General features: G+C 35.9%; 18 protein-coding genes. 12 read left to right on the top strand and 6 right to left on the bottom strand.

The features are described from left to right. Nucleotides 1-128: 128 nt before the first annotated feature. Entirely contained in the window at nt 129-1,085 is a 957-nt protein-coding gene (locus tag SGJ10_12355; GenBank protein MDZ4758914.1) for a LamG-like jellyroll fold domain-containing protein, read from the bottom strand. 351 nt (nt 1,086-1,436) lie between these two features. Continuing rightward, nucleotides 1,437-2,456, bottom strand: coding sequence for a UDP-N-acetylmuramate dehydrogenase (gene murB / locus SGJ10_12350; protein ID MDZ4758913.1), 1,020 nt, complete (start codon nt 2,454-2,456; stop codon nt 1,437-1,439). Between the two features lie 93 nt (nt 2,457-2,549). Between murB and SGJ10_12345 the strand changes: the two genes are divergently transcribed. The 3 genes from SGJ10_12345 to SGJ10_12335 are packed head-to-tail and all read left to right on the top strand — an operon-like array spanning nt 2,550 to nt 5,249. Beyond that, a complete protein-coding gene (locus tag SGJ10_12345) occupies nt 2,550-3,038 on the top strand; it encodes an RNA polymerase sigma factor (protein ID MDZ4758912.1) in 489 nt (162 codons plus the stop codon). Between the two features lie 15 nt (nt 3,039-3,053). Beyond that, a complete protein-coding gene (locus SGJ10_12340) occupies nt 3,054-4,325 on the top strand; it encodes a hypothetical protein (GenBank protein MDZ4758911.1) in 1,272 nt (423 codons plus the stop codon). A 51-nt stretch (nt 4,326-4,376) separates the two neighbouring features. Continuing rightward, the gene (locus SGJ10_12335; protein MDZ4758910.1) at nt 4,377-5,249 is read left to right on the top strand and encodes a hypothetical protein; all 873 of its coding nucleotides are present in this window, start codon (nt 4,377-4,379) and stop codon (nt 5,247-5,249) included. A 22-nt stretch (nt 5,250-5,271) separates the two neighbouring features. Here the strand turns inward: SGJ10_12335 and SGJ10_12330 are convergent, their stop codons facing one another. From SGJ10_12330 to SGJ10_12315, 4 genes are read right to left on the bottom strand one after another with little or no spacing between them, the layout of a single operon-like run. Continuing rightward, on the bottom strand, nt 5,272-5,991 hold the full coding sequence (locus SGJ10_12330) for a hypothetical protein (GenBank protein ID MDZ4758909.1): 720 nt from the start codon (nt 5,989-5,991) through the stop codon (nt 5,272-5,274). A gap of 3 nt (nt 5,992-5,994) precedes the next feature. Then, nucleotides 5,995-8,199, bottom strand: a complete 2,205-nt coding sequence (locus tag SGJ10_12325; protein MDZ4758908.1) for a hypothetical protein — start codon at nt 8,197-8,199, stop codon at nt 5,995-5,997. 2 nt (nt 8,200-8,201) lie between these two features. Beyond that, the gene (locus tag SGJ10_12320; protein MDZ4758907.1) at nt 8,202-9,563 is read right to left on the bottom strand and encodes a cation:dicarboxylase symporter family transporter; all 1,362 of its coding nucleotides are present in this window, start codon (nt 9,561-9,563) and stop codon (nt 8,202-8,204) included. Further along, nucleotides 9,560-10,282 (bottom strand): hypothetical protein, encoded by a 723-nt coding sequence (locus SGJ10_12315; protein MDZ4758906.1) that lies wholly within the window; start codon nt 10,280-10,282, stop codon nt 9,560-9,562. Before SGJ10_12315 ends, SGJ10_12320 begins: the two co-directional genes overlap by 4 nt. Nucleotides 10,283-10,551: 269 nt before the next feature. Between SGJ10_12315 and mraZ the strand changes: the two genes are divergently transcribed. From mraZ to SGJ10_12270, 9 genes are all read left to right on the top strand, one after another. Beyond that, nucleotides 10,552-11,019 carry a division/cell wall cluster transcriptional repressor MraZ gene (gene mraZ / locus SGJ10_12310; protein ID MDZ4758905.1) on the top strand — a complete coding sequence of 156 codons (468 nt, stop codon included), beginning with the start codon at nt 10,552-10,554 and terminating at the stop codon, nt 11,017-11,019. A gap of 2 nt (nt 11,020-11,021) precedes the next feature. After that, entirely contained in the window at nt 11,022-11,924 is a 903-nt protein-coding gene (gene rsmH / locus SGJ10_12305) for a 16S rRNA (cytosine(1402)-N(4))-methyltransferase RsmH (GenBank protein ID MDZ4758904.1), read from the top strand. A gap of 8 nt (nt 11,925-11,932) precedes the next feature. After that, the gene (locus SGJ10_12300) at nt 11,933-12,274 is read left to right on the top strand and encodes an FtsL-like putative cell division protein (protein ID MDZ4758903.1); all 342 of its coding nucleotides are present in this window, start codon (nt 11,933-11,935) and stop codon (nt 12,272-12,274) included. Nucleotides 12,275-12,311: 37 nt separating this feature from the next. Next, nucleotides 12,312-12,644, top strand: coding sequence for a four helix bundle protein (locus tag SGJ10_12295; GenBank protein ID MDZ4758902.1), 333 nt, complete (start codon nt 12,312-12,314; stop codon nt 12,642-12,644). 126 nt (nt 12,645-12,770) lie between these two features. Further along, on the top strand, nt 12,771-14,807 hold the full coding sequence (locus SGJ10_12290; GenBank protein MDZ4758901.1) for a penicillin-binding protein: 2,037 nt from the start codon (nt 12,771-12,773) through the stop codon (nt 14,805-14,807). Between the two features lie 7 nt (nt 14,808-14,814). After that, the gene (locus SGJ10_12285; protein MDZ4758900.1) at nt 14,815-16,278 is read left to right on the top strand and encodes a UDP-N-acetylmuramoyl-L-alanyl-D-glutamate--2,6-diaminopimelate ligase; all 1,464 of its coding nucleotides are present in this window, start codon (nt 14,815-14,817) and stop codon (nt 16,276-16,278) included. 1 nt (nt 16,279) lies between these two features. Further along, nucleotides 16,280-17,518: a phospho-N-acetylmuramoyl-pentapeptide-transferase gene (mraY, locus tag SGJ10_12280; protein ID MDZ4758899.1), complete on the top strand. Its 1,239-nt coding sequence runs from the start codon at nt 16,280-16,282 to the stop codon at nt 17,516-17,518. An 8-nt stretch (nt 17,519-17,526) separates the two neighbouring features. Next, entirely contained in the window at nt 17,527-18,873 is a 1,347-nt protein-coding gene (murD, locus tag SGJ10_12275) for a UDP-N-acetylmuramoyl-L-alanine--D-glutamate ligase (GenBank protein MDZ4758898.1), read from the top strand. A gap of 48 nt (nt 18,874-18,921) precedes the next feature. After that, the gene (locus SGJ10_12270) at nt 18,922-20,127 is read left to right on the top strand and encodes an FtsW/RodA/SpoVE family cell cycle protein (protein ID MDZ4758897.1); all 1,206 of its coding nucleotides are present in this window, start codon (nt 18,922-18,924) and stop codon (nt 20,125-20,127) included. Nucleotide 20,128 lies beyond the last annotated feature (1 nt).

Below are 20,128 nucleotides of genomic sequence, written 5' to 3'. Positions count from 1 at the left end.
TCGCGTCTGGATAATAGCAATTCTTAAACTTATACCGAAACTCAATCCGTCCCGATAATTATCGGATTGCAACCGGCCTGCATAAGGAAAATATTTTGTAAACCCCATCGGGTGCATCATTATGTGTACTACAGTATTATTTTTTGGCGAACGGGCAGATTGTTTTTGCAAAGGATTTCGATAATGTAGCAGTTGTTCCCGTTTTGGTTTGACATATCAGTTATTTGTGTAGCAAGAGCATTTACTGTTTTTGTGTAAACTTGTCTACCCATCATATCATATATTTTCACCTTTTCTATTTGCAGATCAGATAGGATATTTATAATTCCATTTAATTTAGTTATATTGATATTTGGTTCGGCTGTCTCAATATAAGGGACAGCGGCTAGTGTGGAGGAATCTAGATTGAATAACGCATCGATATCGCTGGTGTCAAGCACTCTATTGTAAATACGTAATTCATCCATTACTCCATTATAAAAATGGCCCTGCATACCTCCTTGTACTAAGGCTGCTATAGGTCGTGCTCCTATATTTGCATTGTTGATGCAGGTAACGAAATTGCCCAATGACAATTTGCCTGTTCTATCTCGTACTTTATCAATATAAATCTCACAGTTGTAATTTTGATCGCAGGTTGCCACGATATGATACCAGGAACCATCGTATTTCACTTGATTTGCAGATTCAATATATTTATATGATTGTCCATTGCTTGAATTTCCCATACCAAAACGAATGGTGCCATCAGCCAATTGCATAAGTTCCATTGCGGTAGTTGTCCATTGGTATAAATTATATTCATTAGAGAAAATAACTCCGATATTGGGGCAGTATCGGGGCATAATCCATACAGAAATACTAACAGGAAAATAGGAAAGATTTGTTCCAACGTCTATATAGTTTTCATTGGAAGCTAGGAAATCCATTGCTTTACTTTTTCTACCTTGACGATTTTGAGTTAACAAGGCTCCGGTATTATTATTGGTAGCGTTGGGGCTGATAGAATCGAAGCTGTTTCCTTCGAAGGGGAAGTAAGCTACCAGACCTTTTGAGAGGTTTACTTGACCTATTGAAGTATTCATATTTAAAAATATGATAGTGAAAATAAGTAAGGTTGAACGCAACATAAGCTATTGTTTATTTTTGCAAAGGTAATGATTATGATTTATAATAAGTTCACTAAATTGGTATTCGAAAATAGACGTTGCATTGGAAGGGTCTCTACTCCAAATTCACCTCAGCTTTAAATCAATATCAATTTTTTTTTTACGCTTGCTATAATATCTTGGGCAAGGTCCTTCGCAGCTAAGTCTCCTGCAGCGAAGTATGAGCGTGGCAGGGACTCAGCGTCTGTTTATGCGATGTAGCCTCTACGTCCTCTGCAAGAGGCTCAGAGAGGAAGTCAAGTGCAAAGAGAGACCTAGGCGGCTTCCTTATTCCAAATTCACCTCGGCTTTTAAAACAATATCAAATTTATCTTTTACGCTGGCAATGATGTCTTGGGCGAGCTTATATATTTCGGCACCTGTAGCATTGCCATAGTTTACCAATACGAGTGCTTGGAACTTGTGTGAACCTGTATTGCCTACCACTTTCCCTTTCCAGCCGCACTGCTCAATAAGCCAACCTGCGGGCACTTTTAGATGGTTGGGTATTGAGCCTTTATAATTGGGTAATAAAGGGTATTGCAGTTGTAATTTTTCGTATTGTCCTATGGGTATCTCAGGGTTTTTGAAAAAGCTACCTGCATTGCCCAATTCGGCAGGGTTAGGGAGTTTGCTGCTGCGAATTTGGATAACCGCATCGCTGATGGATTTGACGGTAGGTTCAATAATGCCCATATATTCCAAGGTGGTTTGGATAGCACCGTAGGAAGTATTATATATTGGTTTCTTGTTTAGTTTTAAAGTAATGGAAAGGATGAGGAACTGGTTTTTAAGTTTGTTTTTGAACACGCTCTCACGGTAGCCAAACTCACAATCGGCGTGTGTGAATGTTTGTATTTGGTTGGTTTCGATATTCAATGCTTCCAAACTTTCAAATACATCTTTGAGCTCCACACCGTAGGCACCAATATTTTGCATGGGTGCGGCACCGCAGAGGCCCGGAATTAGTGAAAGGTTTTCGACCCCTCCCCAATTATTTGCAACAGCGTGTAATACTAATTGATGCCAAGTGCTGCCAGCATTGGCTTTTAGCAATACATGGCTTTCGTCTTCTTGTATTTTTTCAATGCCGATAATATTATTTTTGATAACGATACCATCATAATCTTTCGTGAAGAGGATATTGCTGCCACCGCCCAGTATGAGTTTCTTTTCTGTGTCAAATTTCTTTTCGGCAAAGAATTCTTGAGCAGATTCTATAGTATTTATTTCAACAAAATATTTAGCAAAAGCATTGATTCCAAAGGTGTTCAATGATTGCAATGGTATATTTACCTGTAGCAGCATGGGGCAAAAATAACCGAATGCACAAAAAAATCTTTTATTTTTGTAACAAAGAAATTTTAGTGGCGTACCATAAGTCAAAATCACCAACCCTAAATGACTGCGACAGAATTTAACAAATGTGTCGATTTGTATTCAGACGGTGTCTATCGGTTTATCCTTAAAAACATCAGAGATGAGGATAAAGCAAAGGACATTGTTCAAGACTCGTTTGAAAAAATGTGGTTGAAAAACGACATTGTAGAGTTTGACAAATGCAAATCGTATTTATATACTACAGCATATCATACCATGATAGACTTAATACGGCGTGAAAAAAAGAAAGCTAATTGGGACGAGGTGAATGAATTCGACCATACGCATACACCCAGCCATTACACAGGTGTAAAGGAGATTATCGATCAAGCTGTATCAGAACTGAGCGATGTGCAACGTTCTGTAATATTACTCAGGGATTATGAGGGCTATAGTTATGAGCAAATAAGCGAGATGACCAACCTTAGCCTGTCGCAAGTAAAAGTATATATATTCCGTGGCAGACAAGTACTGAAAGAAAAATTGGGAAAATTTGAAGAACTATTATAATATAAATATACCCGAATGACAATAACTTTAGAAAATTATATTATATACATTGTCGACTTTTATGATGGCATATTAAGTCATAGCGAGCAGAAAGAACTGTTTGCTTTTTTGGAACTTAATCCGCTACAGAAAGAAGAGTTTGACAGTTTTGGACAAAGCAAGCGAATTGATTTTCCTGAACAGGGGATGGGAAACGATTTCAAACACCAGCTCAAAAAAATATGCTCTGAACCTATGGGCAGGGTCACACGAAATAATATTGAACTTTACTTAACCAAAGAAATCGAAGGAGAATTATCACAGGTAGAAAAAATTGAACTCGCAGATTTTATCAAACAGAATCCACTATTCAAACGTGACCGCAACTTATATAAATTGGCAAAAATAGGAGCCGATGAAACTATAGTTTTAAATAAACTGCATAAGCAAGTTCTCAAAAAGATTGCTATCATCACAACCGCCGGTATCAATAAAAAAAATGCTGATGAATGGATGATATTGTATTTCGAACGCCAACTTACTATAGCTCAAGAAAAAGATTTATTGGCTTTTGTATCATCGAATCCCGCTTATCAAAAAGATTTTGAATTATATAAACTTACTTATTTATTGCCCGATAAGAAAGTAGTTTTTAAAGATAAACGCACACTCTATATTAAAGCAATCAGACCTTTATATGCCCAAGTGGTTCCATACCTGTCCGCAGCGGTGGCAGCTTGTTTGGTAATTTATTTTGCTTATAACAATATGGGGAATATGGATGCCAATTTATCAGTTTCTACGGCCCAAATTGAAGTGGCAAAACCGTCGGAGCAGATAGTGATAGAGACACCATTATCAAATTCTACAAATGCAACCTTTGCCAGCAGCACCTCACTTCGTAAGCCTTTGATGCACCATGCAAGTTTGGTTAATAAAGCAAATGATAAGTTGCATGATAATTCAAATACCATAGTGGCAGTCGATACCAATAAACCGATTGATTTTAATGTGGTGAGATTGGAAAATACTGCCAATAGTGAAGAAGATATGGCTTTAGAAAATAGAATTAAACAAAAATTAATAGAGCAAGAACTCCAACAAATGCCTGCTGAACAAGACCAAAGAATAGTGCAAGTAAGTGGAAACGGAGCTGCTAAAGTTAATTGGGATCAAGTAGCACAAAGAGCAAGCAGTTGGGTAAACAAAAATACCAAGTTCAAAGTAAATGTGAGTAAAAACATTCCTCAAAACATAAACGGAAAGCCAGTGATAATAGGTAATACGGTTTTTTTCGGAGGATTTTAAATAACCAGTAGTAAAAATAAATATTGGTATAAATATATAATATAAAACAAGATGAGATACTTTAATATAATACTAATTTTAGGCAGCATTTTCCTATATCATAAAACGGTTGCACAGGCTGATACTTCTTATAACAAGAAGGAAGTATATAAAAAGAGAGTAGTGATATCAAAAGATGGAAAATTAATATATGACACAACAATTGTAATAGAGAATAAAGGCAGTGTATTGCTCGATACTTTAAATAAATATTTCTTTAGTATGGAACGCGATAAGCATGTGTACAGAAGTGTATGGGATGGACTTGATTTGGGATTCAATTTTGTAGGCTCAACTATGGGGCAAATAACTTTAAAGAACGATATGAAATATCTAAATAATGATATAGGGAAATCATTTAATTGGAAAATAAATTTGTTTGAAAATATCACATCAAATGACAAAAAACGCGTGAGTTTTGTGTCGGGCATCGGCTATGAACATTCTGCTATCCGCTTGAGCGATGAATCCGTATTGTTGCATATTAACAAGAGCAATAGTATGCTCACCCCTATGTACGATTCTTTATTGCAGTATACCAAAAATAGGATTATCAACCATTCATTAAACGTGCCTGTAATGGTAAGATTTGCAGTAGGGCCCCATAAAATTAGTCCAGAAAATGCTTTTCAAATGGCTATGGGAGTAATTGGATGTTGGCGTTTTGCTTCGAAACAGAATGTGGAGTATAGCAAAGACGGAATCAACTATTATATAAACCGCTGGAGCAGTTTAAATCAATCTACATTTAATGTGAAAGCAACAATTAGAGTGGCTTACAAGTTTATTCGTATATGGGCGGAAACATCGTTGATGCCTTTATTGAATAAGAATCAAGGCTCGAATGTATATATTACTTCGGTTGGTATTTCTTTGGTTCATTAATGCGATGGTATATCTATTTGAATTATATCAATATTCCAAAATTGATATAAGCAAAGAGTATGTTCCTGCCAAACATATAAGAGGCCGGTTTCAAATTTCTAACAGGTTGATTGATGACGTTTACCTCCCCATTGAAATAAAATGGTGTACAGCGGATTCCATAGTCTATTATAATATGATCTCCAAGTATTCTGGTTTTACCCCAGGTGAGGGACATTGCCGTTAGTGATTTTTTAATCAGGGTACTGTCTTCATCGCCCACAGTCCAACCTTTCACAATACTATAATTTAAACCAACGCCTAAATATGAGCCAAGAGGAGCAAGTCCCCCACTGTTCCTAAAAAAGAATTTGAATAACAATTCATATCGATGTTGAACCACATTATAGCCCTGAAATGATTGTGTTATAGTGATATTCCCAGCACTGTCGATGAGTTCCTTTTCTTCTAGAGAATAATAGCCTCCACGTTGGTAGTTGTAATTAAAATTCATTGAAATATGACGGTCGATTACACGTTCGTAAAATGCATTAAAGGCAGATTTATATCTAAAATTACTTAGTGTAAAAGAACTGTCCCATTTTGGGGTATAAGATGTATTGGTATATCCGTAGTTTTTGTAAGATGGGAACCATTGTGCCCCAATACCGATACTATTCTTTTTTCCAAGATATCCGGGTACTTGAGCTGTGATGCTTAAGCAGAATAGTAGAAAAATAATTGTATAAAAAAAACTGTTCATAGCTTAATACGATAATTGATAAAGGATGTCATATATATGGGCTTTAAGCATGTCGCTTTTATAGGGAATATAGTCATCATTCGCATTTTGATATATTTTACGACCAGTTTTGAAATCGATAATATAATATTCAAATAAGAACTTTTTACTTGGTACAATTACATTGTATACATCTACAAGTATCAAACAATTAGTAATGCTACAGCTATTGCAATCATCGCCATCGGTATTTGATTCTTTATGGTATATCTTTTTTGTAAACTTGCCTGTAAATAGATAGGGAGTTTTTTTTGCCAAAGATAACTGATAAGCATAGAAGTGGGTAGCTGAATAATTTGTTCTGTACCCCAATAAGTTGTTGCCAATTTCATATATATAATCATTGATGAGCACCTCGTCGTTCCATATTTGTACATTATACAGTTTTGTTTCTTCAACACTCATATTCAGAACTTTGCCACCAAGTAATTTGTCATATTTCTTAAAGAGGCTTTCTACTTTTACTCTTTCCTTTTTGGGTATTATCTCTCTTACGGGGTCCTGCTCGTTTTTCAGCATATTGAGATAATCGAAATCGAGAGAAGACTGTAATATTTTATCATTTTTCTTAATTTTCTTTTTGGATTCCGTTTCCATGTCGCTAAAAACATATTCAAAATTGGAAACAGCATTTTTATATTCCCGTTCGAAAATAAATGCAGAAGTTATATCCATCATGGCAGTTTGTGTGTATGCGTCAGGAATAATTCGGTAGGCATTTTCCAGCACCTTGGGTTTCTTTATTTTAGCATATTTACTAATTATAGGTTCTTCAACTTTATTAGGCTCATCGGGTTTTATGTCGTTCCTAGAAAACACAAAATACTCACTTTTCATATTTGAATTACTGCTCAAATATGCCATCAAATAATCGCGAAAACTATTTAGGTAGGTTGATTTTGGATTTTGGGCAGCCCATTCCCAACACTTACGAAGAGCTAATACCACCAAATTGTTTGGATTGTTGGCTTTAAGTTTATATAGTATTTTTATACAAGTATCTACAGGGGTTATTCCAACTTTTTTGAACACATATTCTGCAAGTTTATCCAATTTTTTTTCTGCCCAAAGCCCTTTGAGGTATTGCTCTATACTTTCGTTCTTATTGATAGAAAACCCAAAAAGTGCCTGCACAAAAATTTCTTTAGCTAAAATATTTCCAGAATCTTGTTTGATAATACAGTATGAATTATACAACGCATCATTATATTCTTTACGAAGCAATTCTTGCTTACATGTTTCCAGTTTAGCAAGTTTTATCATATAACTAAACGTTGCAACATCAATAGTATGTTTGCGGCTAATAGCTGCTTTATAATAACCTAAAACATCTTTACGTTTACCGTAGTCATCATATATTGGCGATTCTGACTGTTGCACTTCTTCGCTATGGGTTACGGTCATCGTGGTGTCTATATCGAATTCAGCAGGAATAGTAAAATTTGCACTTTCGAAAAATGATTTCTCAAATTTAACATATTCAAAAGGTAATTCTGCATTGTGCAATATGTCGAAGTACAACAAAGCCTCACCCATATCGAAACCTGCATTTTTAGTCAGTTCCATTGCTGTTTTATCATATTCATGGGTATTGGCGGTTTCTACCAAAATCTGATCGGTAAACTCATGGAAGTAGGTATTATAGGATTTTACGTCGCCACCTTTATTTAGCAAGGTAACATCTAAACTTTGGATATAACCATCTTGGTATTTTGCAATTTCTCTGGCAATAGCAAAGGCAAGTTGCGACTCATCCATACACTGAGCTATAAACCCAGTAGATATAAAAATGACTCCATCGGGAGCGGAAAAATTGACTGCATAATCATTTTTACATAAGTATATTTTTATATTATTTGTAAGGGACTTGTCGCGTTCAAAAAACTTGTGGGCAATTTTATCAATATGATAACTTATGGTGTCGTTGAACAATACTTGGCCACTTCTAATATATCCTTGAAACAAGATAATCTCTTCTTTCAGTAGCTCATCATTGTATTTAATGTTTAAACTTTTTAAATGCTCTCGTGCTTTGTCCAAACGCTCTTCCACACTTAGGTTGAATTCTTTGGGTAACGGAACTTTGTTTTGTAATATATAACTGCTTTGAGAGAACAATTTATTTGCAGCGAGGGTAATGACAATATATAAAATGACTTTGAGTTTCATATTTAAATTTCTTTTTCCCATTTAGCTACGACAATTGTTGCAATACAGTTTCCTGTTACATTTACAGCAGTTCTTGCCATGTCCATAAAAGCATCGACTGCCAAAATCAAGAAAGCTTTTTCCTGATCTAATCCCATAGCAGTAACCGTGCCAAGCAATACCAAAAATGAAGCCCCGCGAACCCCTGCAACGCCTTTACTGGTAAGCATCAAGGTGAGACACATTGTTATTTGTTGTGCTAGGGTTAAATCTACGCCACACATCTGTGCCACAAAGACAGACGCCATGGAAAGATATAATGTTGTGCCATCTAAATTGAAACTATAACCTGTAGGAAGTACAAAAGAAACTATATGTTGTGGTATTCCATATTTGTGCATGTTTTCCATAGCTTTGGGTAAAGCCGCTTCGCTGCTTGCTGTTGCAAAAGCCAATGAAACAGGTTCACGCAATGCCAGCCAAAACTTTTTGAGATTTGCTTTTACTAATAATAGAATTGGAATGAAAACGAGTATTACAAATACAACCAAAGCACCATATAAAGTGCCTACGAGTTTGGCCAAATCCATCAATACCCCAACACCATTTTTAGAAACGGTGGAGGCTAGAGCCCCGAAAACAGCTAAGGGAGCAACCAACATTACAATATCTGTTACTTTAAACATTACATCGGCCAAAGCTTGGCAGCCATTCAACATAATTTGTTTGGAACTGTTTTTTACCAAAGCTAATCCCATTGCAAACAAAAGACTGAAAATTACTACTTGTAATATCTTATTTTCGGCAACTGCTAAAGCAATATTTTCTGGGAAAACTTCTAAAAGGTGGTCGGCTTCTTTTTTATTGTTAATGATATCCGTAGCTTTTTTTACTACTTTCTCATTTGCCTGCACATGCACGCCCACACCAGCTTGTGTGAAGTTGATAGCAGCCAGCCCGATAAATAAAGCTAAGGTTGTTACAATCTCAAAATATATAATGGCTTTTAGCCCCATACGGCCCACTTGTTTCAAATTGGAATGCCCTGCAATGCCAACCACAAGCGTGGAAAATATAAGTGGAGCTATAATAGTCTTGATGAGGCGGACAAATATTTTGCTCAATTTTTCGAGGGCAATCACAAATTCATTTTGCTGAAAGTCGTAACCGCAGACTATACCTGCAACCATAGCGGCAACTATCCATGCAGTTAGCTTTTTGCTGCTAAAAGCATATAATATAATACAGACCACCAATGCCCATCGCAATATCATATATACCGATGAATCTACGTCTATACTGCAGTATCCCAGAAATCCAAGTACTGCCAAGATAGAAGCAATAATGATATTGCCGATCAGTATTTTTTTTGCAAAAACTTTCATCGTCTCATTTGTGATTCCATCTCACGAACATATTGATCGTAGTTTTGTAATAACCTATTCGCATATTCAAATTCAGGGTATTCCTTAATAGCCAATTTCAAATTTTCTTTGGCTTCAGCATGTTTGCGAAGCTGGGTTAGCGTAGTACCCTTTACAAAATATGCGGCGGCTTTAATAGGTATCATTTGGGCAACACGTTCAAACATCATTTCTGTGCTGTCTTTAATTGGGCCTTTGATGTCGATTACTCTTTGCAGATATTCAAATCCTTTTAGATCGCCCATCTGTAATTTATAATATCCTTGTCGATATATATATTTAAGCTTTTCGGTTTTTAGGAATAGTTTGTCAGCCATTGCATAAGCTGAGTCGAGCATACCTAGTTTTTCGAAGCTCAATTGTTTTGTTTCCATTACTTTTTCGGTTAGTGGGTATTTGGCTGCAAATTGGTCGCAAACTTTAACAGCTTGGTGAACCTGTCCTACTGACAAATATAGATTTGCTAAGGTGTCCAATAAATTTTGATTGGCTGAGTCCATCGCTATTATATAGCGTAAAGAATTGATGGCAGTGTTCAAATCTCCAATATCAGTTGATGCCTTGTAAACTTTTTTGTGAATTTCCATTTGAGAGGGTAATCCGTCGGAGCTGCTGTCTTTGCAGCTTGTGGCAAACATTATTGTTGCCAAAGTCATTGAATAAATAATCTGTTTTTTCATGTTTTAAATTTTGTTCAAACCAACACCACAAAAGCCATTTGCACAAATAACAGTTTAAAAAAAATATAGCATTCATTCTGTGCCTTGAATTAGGAATATTTTTTTAATGTTCCCCCACATAACTCCACCATATTTAAATTATTGTAAAACAAAGAAATATGCTATATTTGTGATAAAAAAAGGATTGAAACTTTTCCACAAAATGATTTTAGTGGTTTTTTGTGGAGGAAAATGTTTTACCTTCGTTGCGTTAATTTAAAACACTGGTAATGACTAAGTTCATCGGAGAATTCGAATGTAAGCTGGACGGCAAAGGCAGGCTGATAATTCCTGCACGCCTCAAAAAGCAGCTACCTCCCGAGGCTCAGGATGGTTTAATCATTAACCGCGGCTTCGACAAGTGCTTGGTATTGTTTACCAAACAAGCGTGGGAAGCAGAGACAGATAAGCTCAATGATTTGAATCTTTTCAATCGCCGTGATAGGCAGTTTATCAGGTTGTTTAACAATGGAGCCAATGAAGTTCCAGTTGATGGAAATGATAGAATATTAATACCTAAAAAATTATTAGAATATGCTGAAATACATAATGATGTGGTTCTGTTTGCATACAGTAACCGTATTGAAATCTGGAGTGAGAAAGTTTATAACGAAGAGCTCAACATGAGTTCCGACGACTTTAGCTCCCTTGCCGAAGAGGTGATGCCCAAAAAAGGTAATAAAGAACCTGAAAGTTGAGCATTGCCGCCACATATCATACGCCCGTAATGCTGCATGAATGCATTGAAGCGTTGAACATCAAGCCCAATGGTGTATATGTGGACGTAACTTTTGGTGGGGGTGGTCATTCCAGAGCAATACTCGAAAAACTAGGGCCTAAAGGTAAACTTATAGGTTTCGACCAAGACGATGATGTTCGGGCTAATTTGCCTAATGATTCTCGTTTTATTTGGGTGAACCATAATTTCAGGTTCCTCAAAAACTTTTTAAAGTATCACCATATAAAAGCTGCCGATGGAATATTGGCCGACCTGGGTGTGTCGAGTTATCAATTTGATGAAGGATCGCGGGGCTTTAGTTATAGAAGTGATGCAGTATTGGATATGCGAATGGATCAACAATCGACTCCCGATGCCAGAGATGTTTTAAATAAATATAGTGAGGAACAACTTATATATATATTTAAATCGTATGGCGAATTAAAAAATAGTAGGAAAATAGCTAAGACTATTATTGATGCTAGAGAACATAAAAGTATAGAAACTATCAATGATTTTTTATCGGCAATTGAGAGAGTTACGCCTTTCAAAGATAAATATACTTTTTTGAGTCAAGTATTCCAGGCAGTCCGAATGGAAGTGAACAAGGAACTTGAAGTATTGGGAAAATTTTTATATGATACCACAGATTCTTTGGCCAAAGGTGGTCGATTGGTAGTAATGAGTTATCACAGTTTAGAAGATAGGTTGGTGAAGAATTTTATTGCAAGTGGTAATATAGAAGGACATATAAAAAAAGATTTATACGGTAATAGTAGCAATCCTTTGAAAGCCTTATCGAAAGCCGTTTCACCATCGGAAGAGGAAATAGATAGGAACCCGCGTTCACGCAGTGCAAAACTAAGAATTGCTGAAAAATTATAATATAATAAATGGAGCAACCAAATACAGATAAGGAGAAAAGCGGGAAAAGCCCATTGGTTAAATTTTCGGAGTTTAGTTTTTTTATCACTCCCGAACATATAAAAAAGTGGATGCCATTTATTTCCTATATGTTTTTGTTGGGTATGATATATATAGCCAATCAACATTATGCCAATAAAGCAGTAGTGAAGATAGCCCGATTAACTACAGAAAAAAAAGAACTAAGAAGTGAGTATATAAGTATAGCTAAAGAATTAATGAGCAAAAGCAAACAATCGGAAGTGCTGAACAGATTGAAGGATACAGAGTTAAAACCCTTGAGTGAACCACCAGTGAAAATAATAAGATAATGATGCCCGCCGCAGCGGGATAAATTATAAATGATGAATGGAAAAAATTAAGAAAAATATATTACTAGTAAAATCATTTGAATTTGCGATTGAGATTGTGAAATTATATAAGTACATAACGACTGAAAAGAAGGAGTTTGTGATGAGTAGGCAATTACTCAGAAGCGGCACCGCTATTGGAGCCTTGGTAAGAAAAGCTCAGAATGCAGAATCTAAATTAGATTTTATTCATAAGTTGGCTATTGCTCAGAAGGAATGCGATGAAACCATTTATTGGTTGGATTTAATTCTAGCCACAGACTTTATAAACAACACCCCCTATGAAACAAGCAATAACACTGCGGGCGAGCTTTTGAAAATTATTCGCTGATCCATTTTAACTACTAAGAACAACTTGAAAAAATAATATCTATATATTCATAATTCATCACTCATAATTTTTCAATTGACTAACAAGCAAATCATATTACTCCGAGTTTATCTAAGCTTTATTTTTATGGCTTCGTTTGCAGCGGTTATATTATATTATACCTATAAAATTCAGTTTGTAGAAGGTGGAAAGTGGGTGGCTATGCAAACTGAGCAAACTACCGAATTACGCACAATTTCTGCGATGCGTGGTAATATATATGCAGCCGATGGTAGTTTGATGGCCACTTCTGTTCCTATATATAATGTAGTGTTGGATCCTCATGCCAGCGGACTTAGCGAAGATATATGGAAAAAAAACATTGACTCCTTGGCTTTAATGTTGGCGAATATAAATCCTGAAAAGAGCAGAAAAGATTATCTTGTTGTATTAAATAAAGCACGCAAAGGTTCAGATAGATATGTGCCATTGCTAAAAAAAATCAGTTATGACCAGTTGAAAAAAGTAAAGCATTTTCCCATATTCAGATTAGGTCGTAACAAGGGCGGAATTCTGATTGAAGAACAAGACATACGTGAAAATCCTTTTGGGATGTTAGCCATACGTACCATTGGGCAAAAGAAAGAAAACGAGAGAGGGATAGGTTTGGAAGCTGCATATAATGAGGAATTAAAAGGCAGGGAAGGGAAGAGATTAATGCAAAAAATTGTTGGTGGAAATTGGATACCTATTAGCGATGATAATGATGTAGAGCCACACAATGGATATGATATATATACTACCATTGATATGAGTATACAAGACATTGCAGAGAATTCTTTAAAAAATGCTTTGATAAAAGAAAAAGCAAGTTACGGATGTGTGGTATTAATGGAAACTAATACAGGTGCAATAAAAGCAATTGCAAACCTAAAAAGAAATGATAATGATGAAGTAATTGAGGCCGATAATTATAGTATAAGCGAAGCTACGGAACCGGGAAGTACGTTTAAATTAGCTTCAGTACTCGCTTTGTTGGAGGATGGTTATGCAAATGAAAATGAAACTGTTTCTTCTGAAGATGGTACCACAACATATGGAGACAGGACGATGCGTGACAGTGAGCATGGCGGCAAAGGAATGCTCACCTTGCAGAAGGCTTTCGAACTTTCATCCAATGTGGGGATTAGCAAATTTGTGTGGAAGTATTATAGTAATAATCCAAGCAGATTTGTGAACAGACTTGTCAATGATTTTAAGTTTGGTCAAAGTTTGAAACTTGGTTTTCCCGATGAAAGAGTATATAAAGTAGTTACTCCACAAGATAGACAATGGAGTTCAACTACCTTGCCTTGGATGTCGATTGGGTATGCCATCATGGTGACCCCTATGCAGATTTTAACTTTATATAATGCAGTAGCAAACAACGGTAGAATGGTAAAGCCCATGTTTGTGAAAAGGGTGGAGCAAACTGGTAAATTAATTAAAGAATATAATACAGAAGTATTATCAGAAAAAATAGTCTCTGATAAAACATTGCAGAGAGTAATGCCTATGCTCACTGGAGTTGTGGAGCACGGTACCGCTACCAGTATTCGGTCGAAAATATATCCAATAGGAGGTAAAACTGGGACAGCACAGATAGTTGAGGGCGGCAAATATGTAGAAAAATATAAATCCAGTTTTTGTGGTTTTTTTCCTGCTGACAAACCTCAATATACTTGCATGGTCATGATTTTCAAACCCAGCAATGGTGTATATTATGGAGCATTGGTTGCAGGCCCAGTATTTAAAGAAATTGCTGATAAAGTATATGCTGCTTCAGTGAACCGTGAGCCAGAAAATATACATGATACGAATAAAATAAATTATATAACTAAGACCGCAGGTTATACCAGCGATTTTTATCAGGTAACCCAAAATAAAGCCAAAGTATACAGTACCCAAGAATGGTCTAATGCCACTACCAATTCTACTAAAATAAATATAACAGAAACGCAAGTGTCACCCAATAATCAAATGCCTGATGTAATGGGAATGGGACTGCGTGATGCCTTGTACTTGCTAGAAAACAGAGGCTTGAAAGTGCAGTATGTAGGCAAAAAAGGGAAAGTGAAATTTCAAAGCCTCGAAAAAGGAACTAGAATATATAAGGGGAACACGGTAGTAATTGAACTTATATAATAAATCAGTGAAAACTATAAAAGAGGTCATATCGAATGTAAATATTGTCGAAGTGGTAGGAGATACTTCTTTGCCCGTTTCTGCTATTGTTTCTGATAGTAGAAAAGCATTGAAAGATATGATGTTTGTTGCAGTGAAAGGAACTCAAACAGATGGACACAATTATATTCCTAAAGTAATTGAGCAAGGATGTGTTATTATAGTTGTAGAGCAAATACCTCAAGTAATAAATGAGGGTATTGTATATATTCAAGTTAATAATACTTCAGAAGCACTCGGACAAATTTCATCCAACTTCTATAATAATCCTTCAGAGAAATTAAAACTTGTTGCTATTACAGGTACCAATGGCAAAACGACCTGTGCCACTTTATTGTTTAATTTATTTACTAAACTGGGTCATTCCTGTGGCCTTTTATCAACTGTTCAAAATCAGATTAACGAGCAAATAATTCCAGCTACACATACAACACCCGATGCTATATCCTTAAACAAATTGTTGGCCGATATGGTTGACGCAGGTTGTGAATATGTATTTATGGAAGCTAGTAGCCATTCAATTGAGCAAAATAGGATTGCGGGATTGACAATAACTGGAGCAGCTTTTACCAATATTACCCAAGACCATCTTGACTACCATCATACATTTGACAATTATATAAAAGCCAAGAAAAAATTATTTGATAATTTGGATATTGATGCATTTGCATTATATAACAAAGATGATCGTAATGGATCAATTATGGTGCAAAATACAAAGGCGGCAAAATATTCATTTGCCTTAAATGCCCCTGCCGATTTCAAAGCGAAAATTATTGAATGTGATTTTAATGGTTTATTATTAAACATTGACGGGGAAGAGGCTTGGTATAGACTTGTTGGAAGGTTTAATGCATATAATATATTAACTGTATATGCTGTTGCATTTTTATTGGGAAAAAGCAAAGAAGAGATTATAACAGCATTAAGCAATTTGGGCAGCGTAACTGGAAGGTTTGACTATTTCATGTCGCCCAAAAAGCTCATGGCCATTATTGATTATGCCCATACACCCGATGCACTACAGAATGTATTGCAAACCATTAATGATATTCGTAGCCGTAACGAAACATTATATACAATTATCGGTTGTGGTGGAAATAGGGATGCAGGCAAAAGACCAATGATGGCCAAGGTTGCAGCAGAGATGAGCGATAAAGTAATATTTACTTCGGATAATCCAAGAGATGAAAATCCAGAAACAATTATTGACCAAATGCAAGTAGGGGTGTCCGCATTACATTATAAGAAAACGCTTCGTATTGTAGATAGGAGAGAAGCCATCAAAACAGCAGTGAGTATGGCAAACCCTATGGATATTATACTTCTTGCAGGCAAGGGGCATGAGACATATCAAGAGATAGCAGGTGTAAAACATGAATTTGACGATAAAAAAATTATAATAGAACTTATAGAAAAACTAGAAAAGTAGCATGCTATATTATTTATTTGAATATCTAAACAAACATTATCATTTCTCAGGCTCGGGATTGTATCAGTTTATCTCGGTAAGAACTGGGGCGGCTATTATAGTGTCCTTACTTATTTCATTGGTTTTTGGAGGCAGACTTATTAAAATGCTTCACAAATTGCAAGTATCAGAAACCGTGCGTAAGCTTGGTTTACAAGGTGAAGAAGCCAAGCAAGGAACTCCTACAATGGGCGGATTAATTATTATAGCCGCTATTGTAATTCCGACTTTGCTTTTTGCAAGAATATGGAATGTATATATCATACTGATGTTATTTGTAACTGTATGGCTGGGATTAATTGGTTTTATAGATGATTATATAAAAGTATTCAAAAAAGATAAAAAAGGATTAGCAGGAAAATTCAAAATTATAGGACAAGTAGTGTGCGGATTGGTAGTAGGATTAACCTTGTATTTGCATCCATCGGTAATGGTAAAAGATTTTATACCGGAAACCGAAGTGTCGCAGCATGCTGGAGAAGGATATCATAAAACGGAAGAAACTGTAGACGGGAAAACATTATATGCAAAAGAACATAGATCAACAGTAACAACTATACCATTTTTTAAAAATCATGAATTAGATTATGGCGATATTTTTGGAAGTAACTGGGCAGGTTTAGTTTTTGTGTTGGTGGTTATATTTATTATAACAGCAGTATCCAATGGGGCAAATATTACCGACGGTATAGATGGACTTGCAGCTGGCACATCAGGTATTATGGGCATAACCTTGGCTTTGATAGCTTACCTCACGGGGAATATAGTCTTCTCAAAATATTTAAATATCATGTATATATCCCATTTGGGGGAGCTTACCATTTTTGCGGGAGCATTTGTAGGAGCTTGTGTTGGATTCTTATGGTATAATACATACCCTGCACAAGTATTCATGGGAGATACCGGAAGTTTGGCATTAGGAGGTATCATCGCAGCTTTTGCTATTATTATTAGAAAGGAATTATTGATTCCAATATTATGTGGTGTTTTCCTTGCCGAAAATTTATCGGTGGTGATACAGGTCACATATTTTAAATATACCAAACGAAAATTTGGAGAAGGGAAAAGAATATTTCTGATGTCGCCGCTGCACCACCATTTTCAAAAGAAAGGTTATCATGAAAGCAAAATAGTTGCCCGCTTTTGGGTAGTGGGAATCATGTTAGCACTAATAACCATACTCACCTTAAAAGTAAGATAATATATAACTTGAAAAAAAGATTAGTCATATTGGGAGCCGGCGAAAGCGGAACTGGAGCAGCCATTTTGGGTGTACAAAAAGACTATGATGTTTTTGTAAGTGATAGTGGAGCGATAAAAGAAAACTATATTGATGAACTTAATCACTATCATATCGCATTCGAGCAAAGCATGCATACAGAAGCGTTAATCTTAAATGCAGATTTGGTTATAAAAAGCCCTGGAATCCCTGAGAAGGCCGAGATTATCAAAAAATTAAAAGCCCTTGAAATAGCTGTCATATCTGAAATAGAATTTGCAGGAAAGTATACAAATGCATATACTATATGTATTACAGGCACCGATGGCAAAACCACTACCGCTTCTATGATATATGACATCATGAAAAGAGCAGACATGAATGTGGGGTTGGGAGGCAATATCGGAAAAAGTTTTGCCCGTCAGGTAGCACTTGAAAATTTCGACTATTATGTTTTAGAAATAAGTAGTTTTCAATTGGATGGTATGTATGATTTTAGGGCAAATATAGCCGTCCTTACTAATATATCACCCGACCATTTGGATAGATATAATTATGAGTTGGATAATTATATATCCAGCAAGTTTAGGATTGTACGAAACCAAACCCTAGCAGACTATTTTATATATTGTGCAGACAATAAACTTACGTTAGATAATTTAGAAAAGCACCAAACAAAAGCAAAGTTATTACCTTTTTCATTTTTCGATAAATGTATACCGGGAGCATATAATAACGAGAATCAATTAACAGTAGAAATCAACCCTTTAAACAACCAAATAACTATTATGAATCTATCAGAATTATCATTAAAAGGCCGTCACAATGTCTACAATTCTATGGCTGCGGCTGTAGTAGGCGAAGTGCTCGAAATCCGTAAAGGAGTAATTAGGGAGAGCCTGTCTCAATTTGTTAACATCGAACACCGCCTCGAAAATTGTGGCAAGGTTGGTGGTATTGAGTTTGTAAACGACTCAAAAGCTACCACCGTAAATGCGGTGTGGTATGCATTAGAAAGTATGCAAAGTCCAGTAGTTTGGATAGCAGGTGGCGTTGATAAGGGCAATGACTATACCCAATTGAAACAATTGGTGAAAGATAAAGTAAAAATTATTGTATGTCTAGGTTTAGACAATAGAAAAATTCACGAAGCTTTCGGCCAAGAAGTGGATATGATAGTTAATGCTACTTCCATGCAAGAAGCTGTACACATTGCCTACAAATTAGCAAGCAAGGAAGATATCGTATTATTAAGTCCAGCTTGTGCGAGTTTCGATTTATTCGAGGATTATCAAGACAGGGGACGCCAGTTCAAAAAAGCTGTTAGGAACTTATAGGTATATATTTCAAAATTTATCATAAACATTGAAAATTGTTAATATCCTGTGGATATCATACTAAATAAAGCAAAAGGAGACTTAGTATTATGGTTTGTAATCATTATACTGTCTCTATTCGGTGTATTGGCTGTATATAGCAGTACGGGCAGTATTGCTTTTACGCAATACGATGGCAATACCGAAGCTAAAATGTTTAAGCATTTGGCTATTCTAATATTTGGGTTGTTTTTTATGTATCTGTGTCACCTAATTGATTACAGATATTACTCACGCATTTCATTAATTTTGGTTGTGGTATCGGTACCCTTATTAATATATACATTAATCTGGGGGGTTGATTTGAATGATGCCAAGCGATGGATTAATTTACCATTGATCAACCAAACTTTTCAAACAAGCGATTTGGCCAAGGTCGCCTTAATTATGTTTATCGCTCGTCAATTGTCGAGAGCACAAGATGAACCTAAAGAATTGAAAAAGTCATTTATGCCTATATTGGCTTGGGTAGTTGTTATATGTACTTTAATAGCACCTGCAAATCTTTCCACGGCAGCAGTTTTATTCGCTACTTCATTATTGGTGATGTTTATAGGAAGGATGCCTTTAAAATATATATTTATGATAGTAGGGAGTGGAGTTTTGGCATTGGGATTATTGGTGTCGGTAGCTATGTTTACACCTGCAAAGGGACGTTTTGAAACATGGAAAAACAGAATTGAAACCTATATTGATGGAGATAATGGAGGTAGCTATCAAAATCAGCAAGCTAAGATTGCAATTGCCACTGGAGGCATCACAGGTAAGGGCCCAGGCAATAGTACACAAAGAAATTTTTTACCTCATCCGTATTCAGATTTTATTTTTGCTATTATCATAGAAGAATATGGATTAATTGGAGGAATGACAATTGTACTATTATATCTATTATTTCTATTTCGATGTATTCGAATTGTGATAAAAAGTCCCAGGGCTTATGGTGCTTTGTTGGCAGTGGGCTTGGCTTTTAGCTTGGTGATACAGGCATTTATTAATATGGGAGTAGCAGTAAATGTTTTCCCAGTTACGGGTTTGCCTTTGCCTTTGGTGAGCATGGGCGGTACCAGTATCTTATTTAATTCTATAGCATTTGGTATTATATTAAGTGTGAGTAGAAAGGTGGAGGAAGGGCATAAGGAAGAGGAGATAGAAGCTTCGTCCGCTGTGTCCCCATCAGATAATGTAGATAATAATTTACAAGCTCAAACTATATAAT

It is taken from the genome of Bacteroidota bacterium (assembly GCA_034439655.1).
Lineage (GTDB): Bacteria > Bacteroidota > Bacteroidia > UKL13-3 > UKL13-3 > CANJUD01.
Note: the sequence above shows the minus strand (reverse complement) of the source record. Positions and strands in the feature narration are given on the sequence as shown.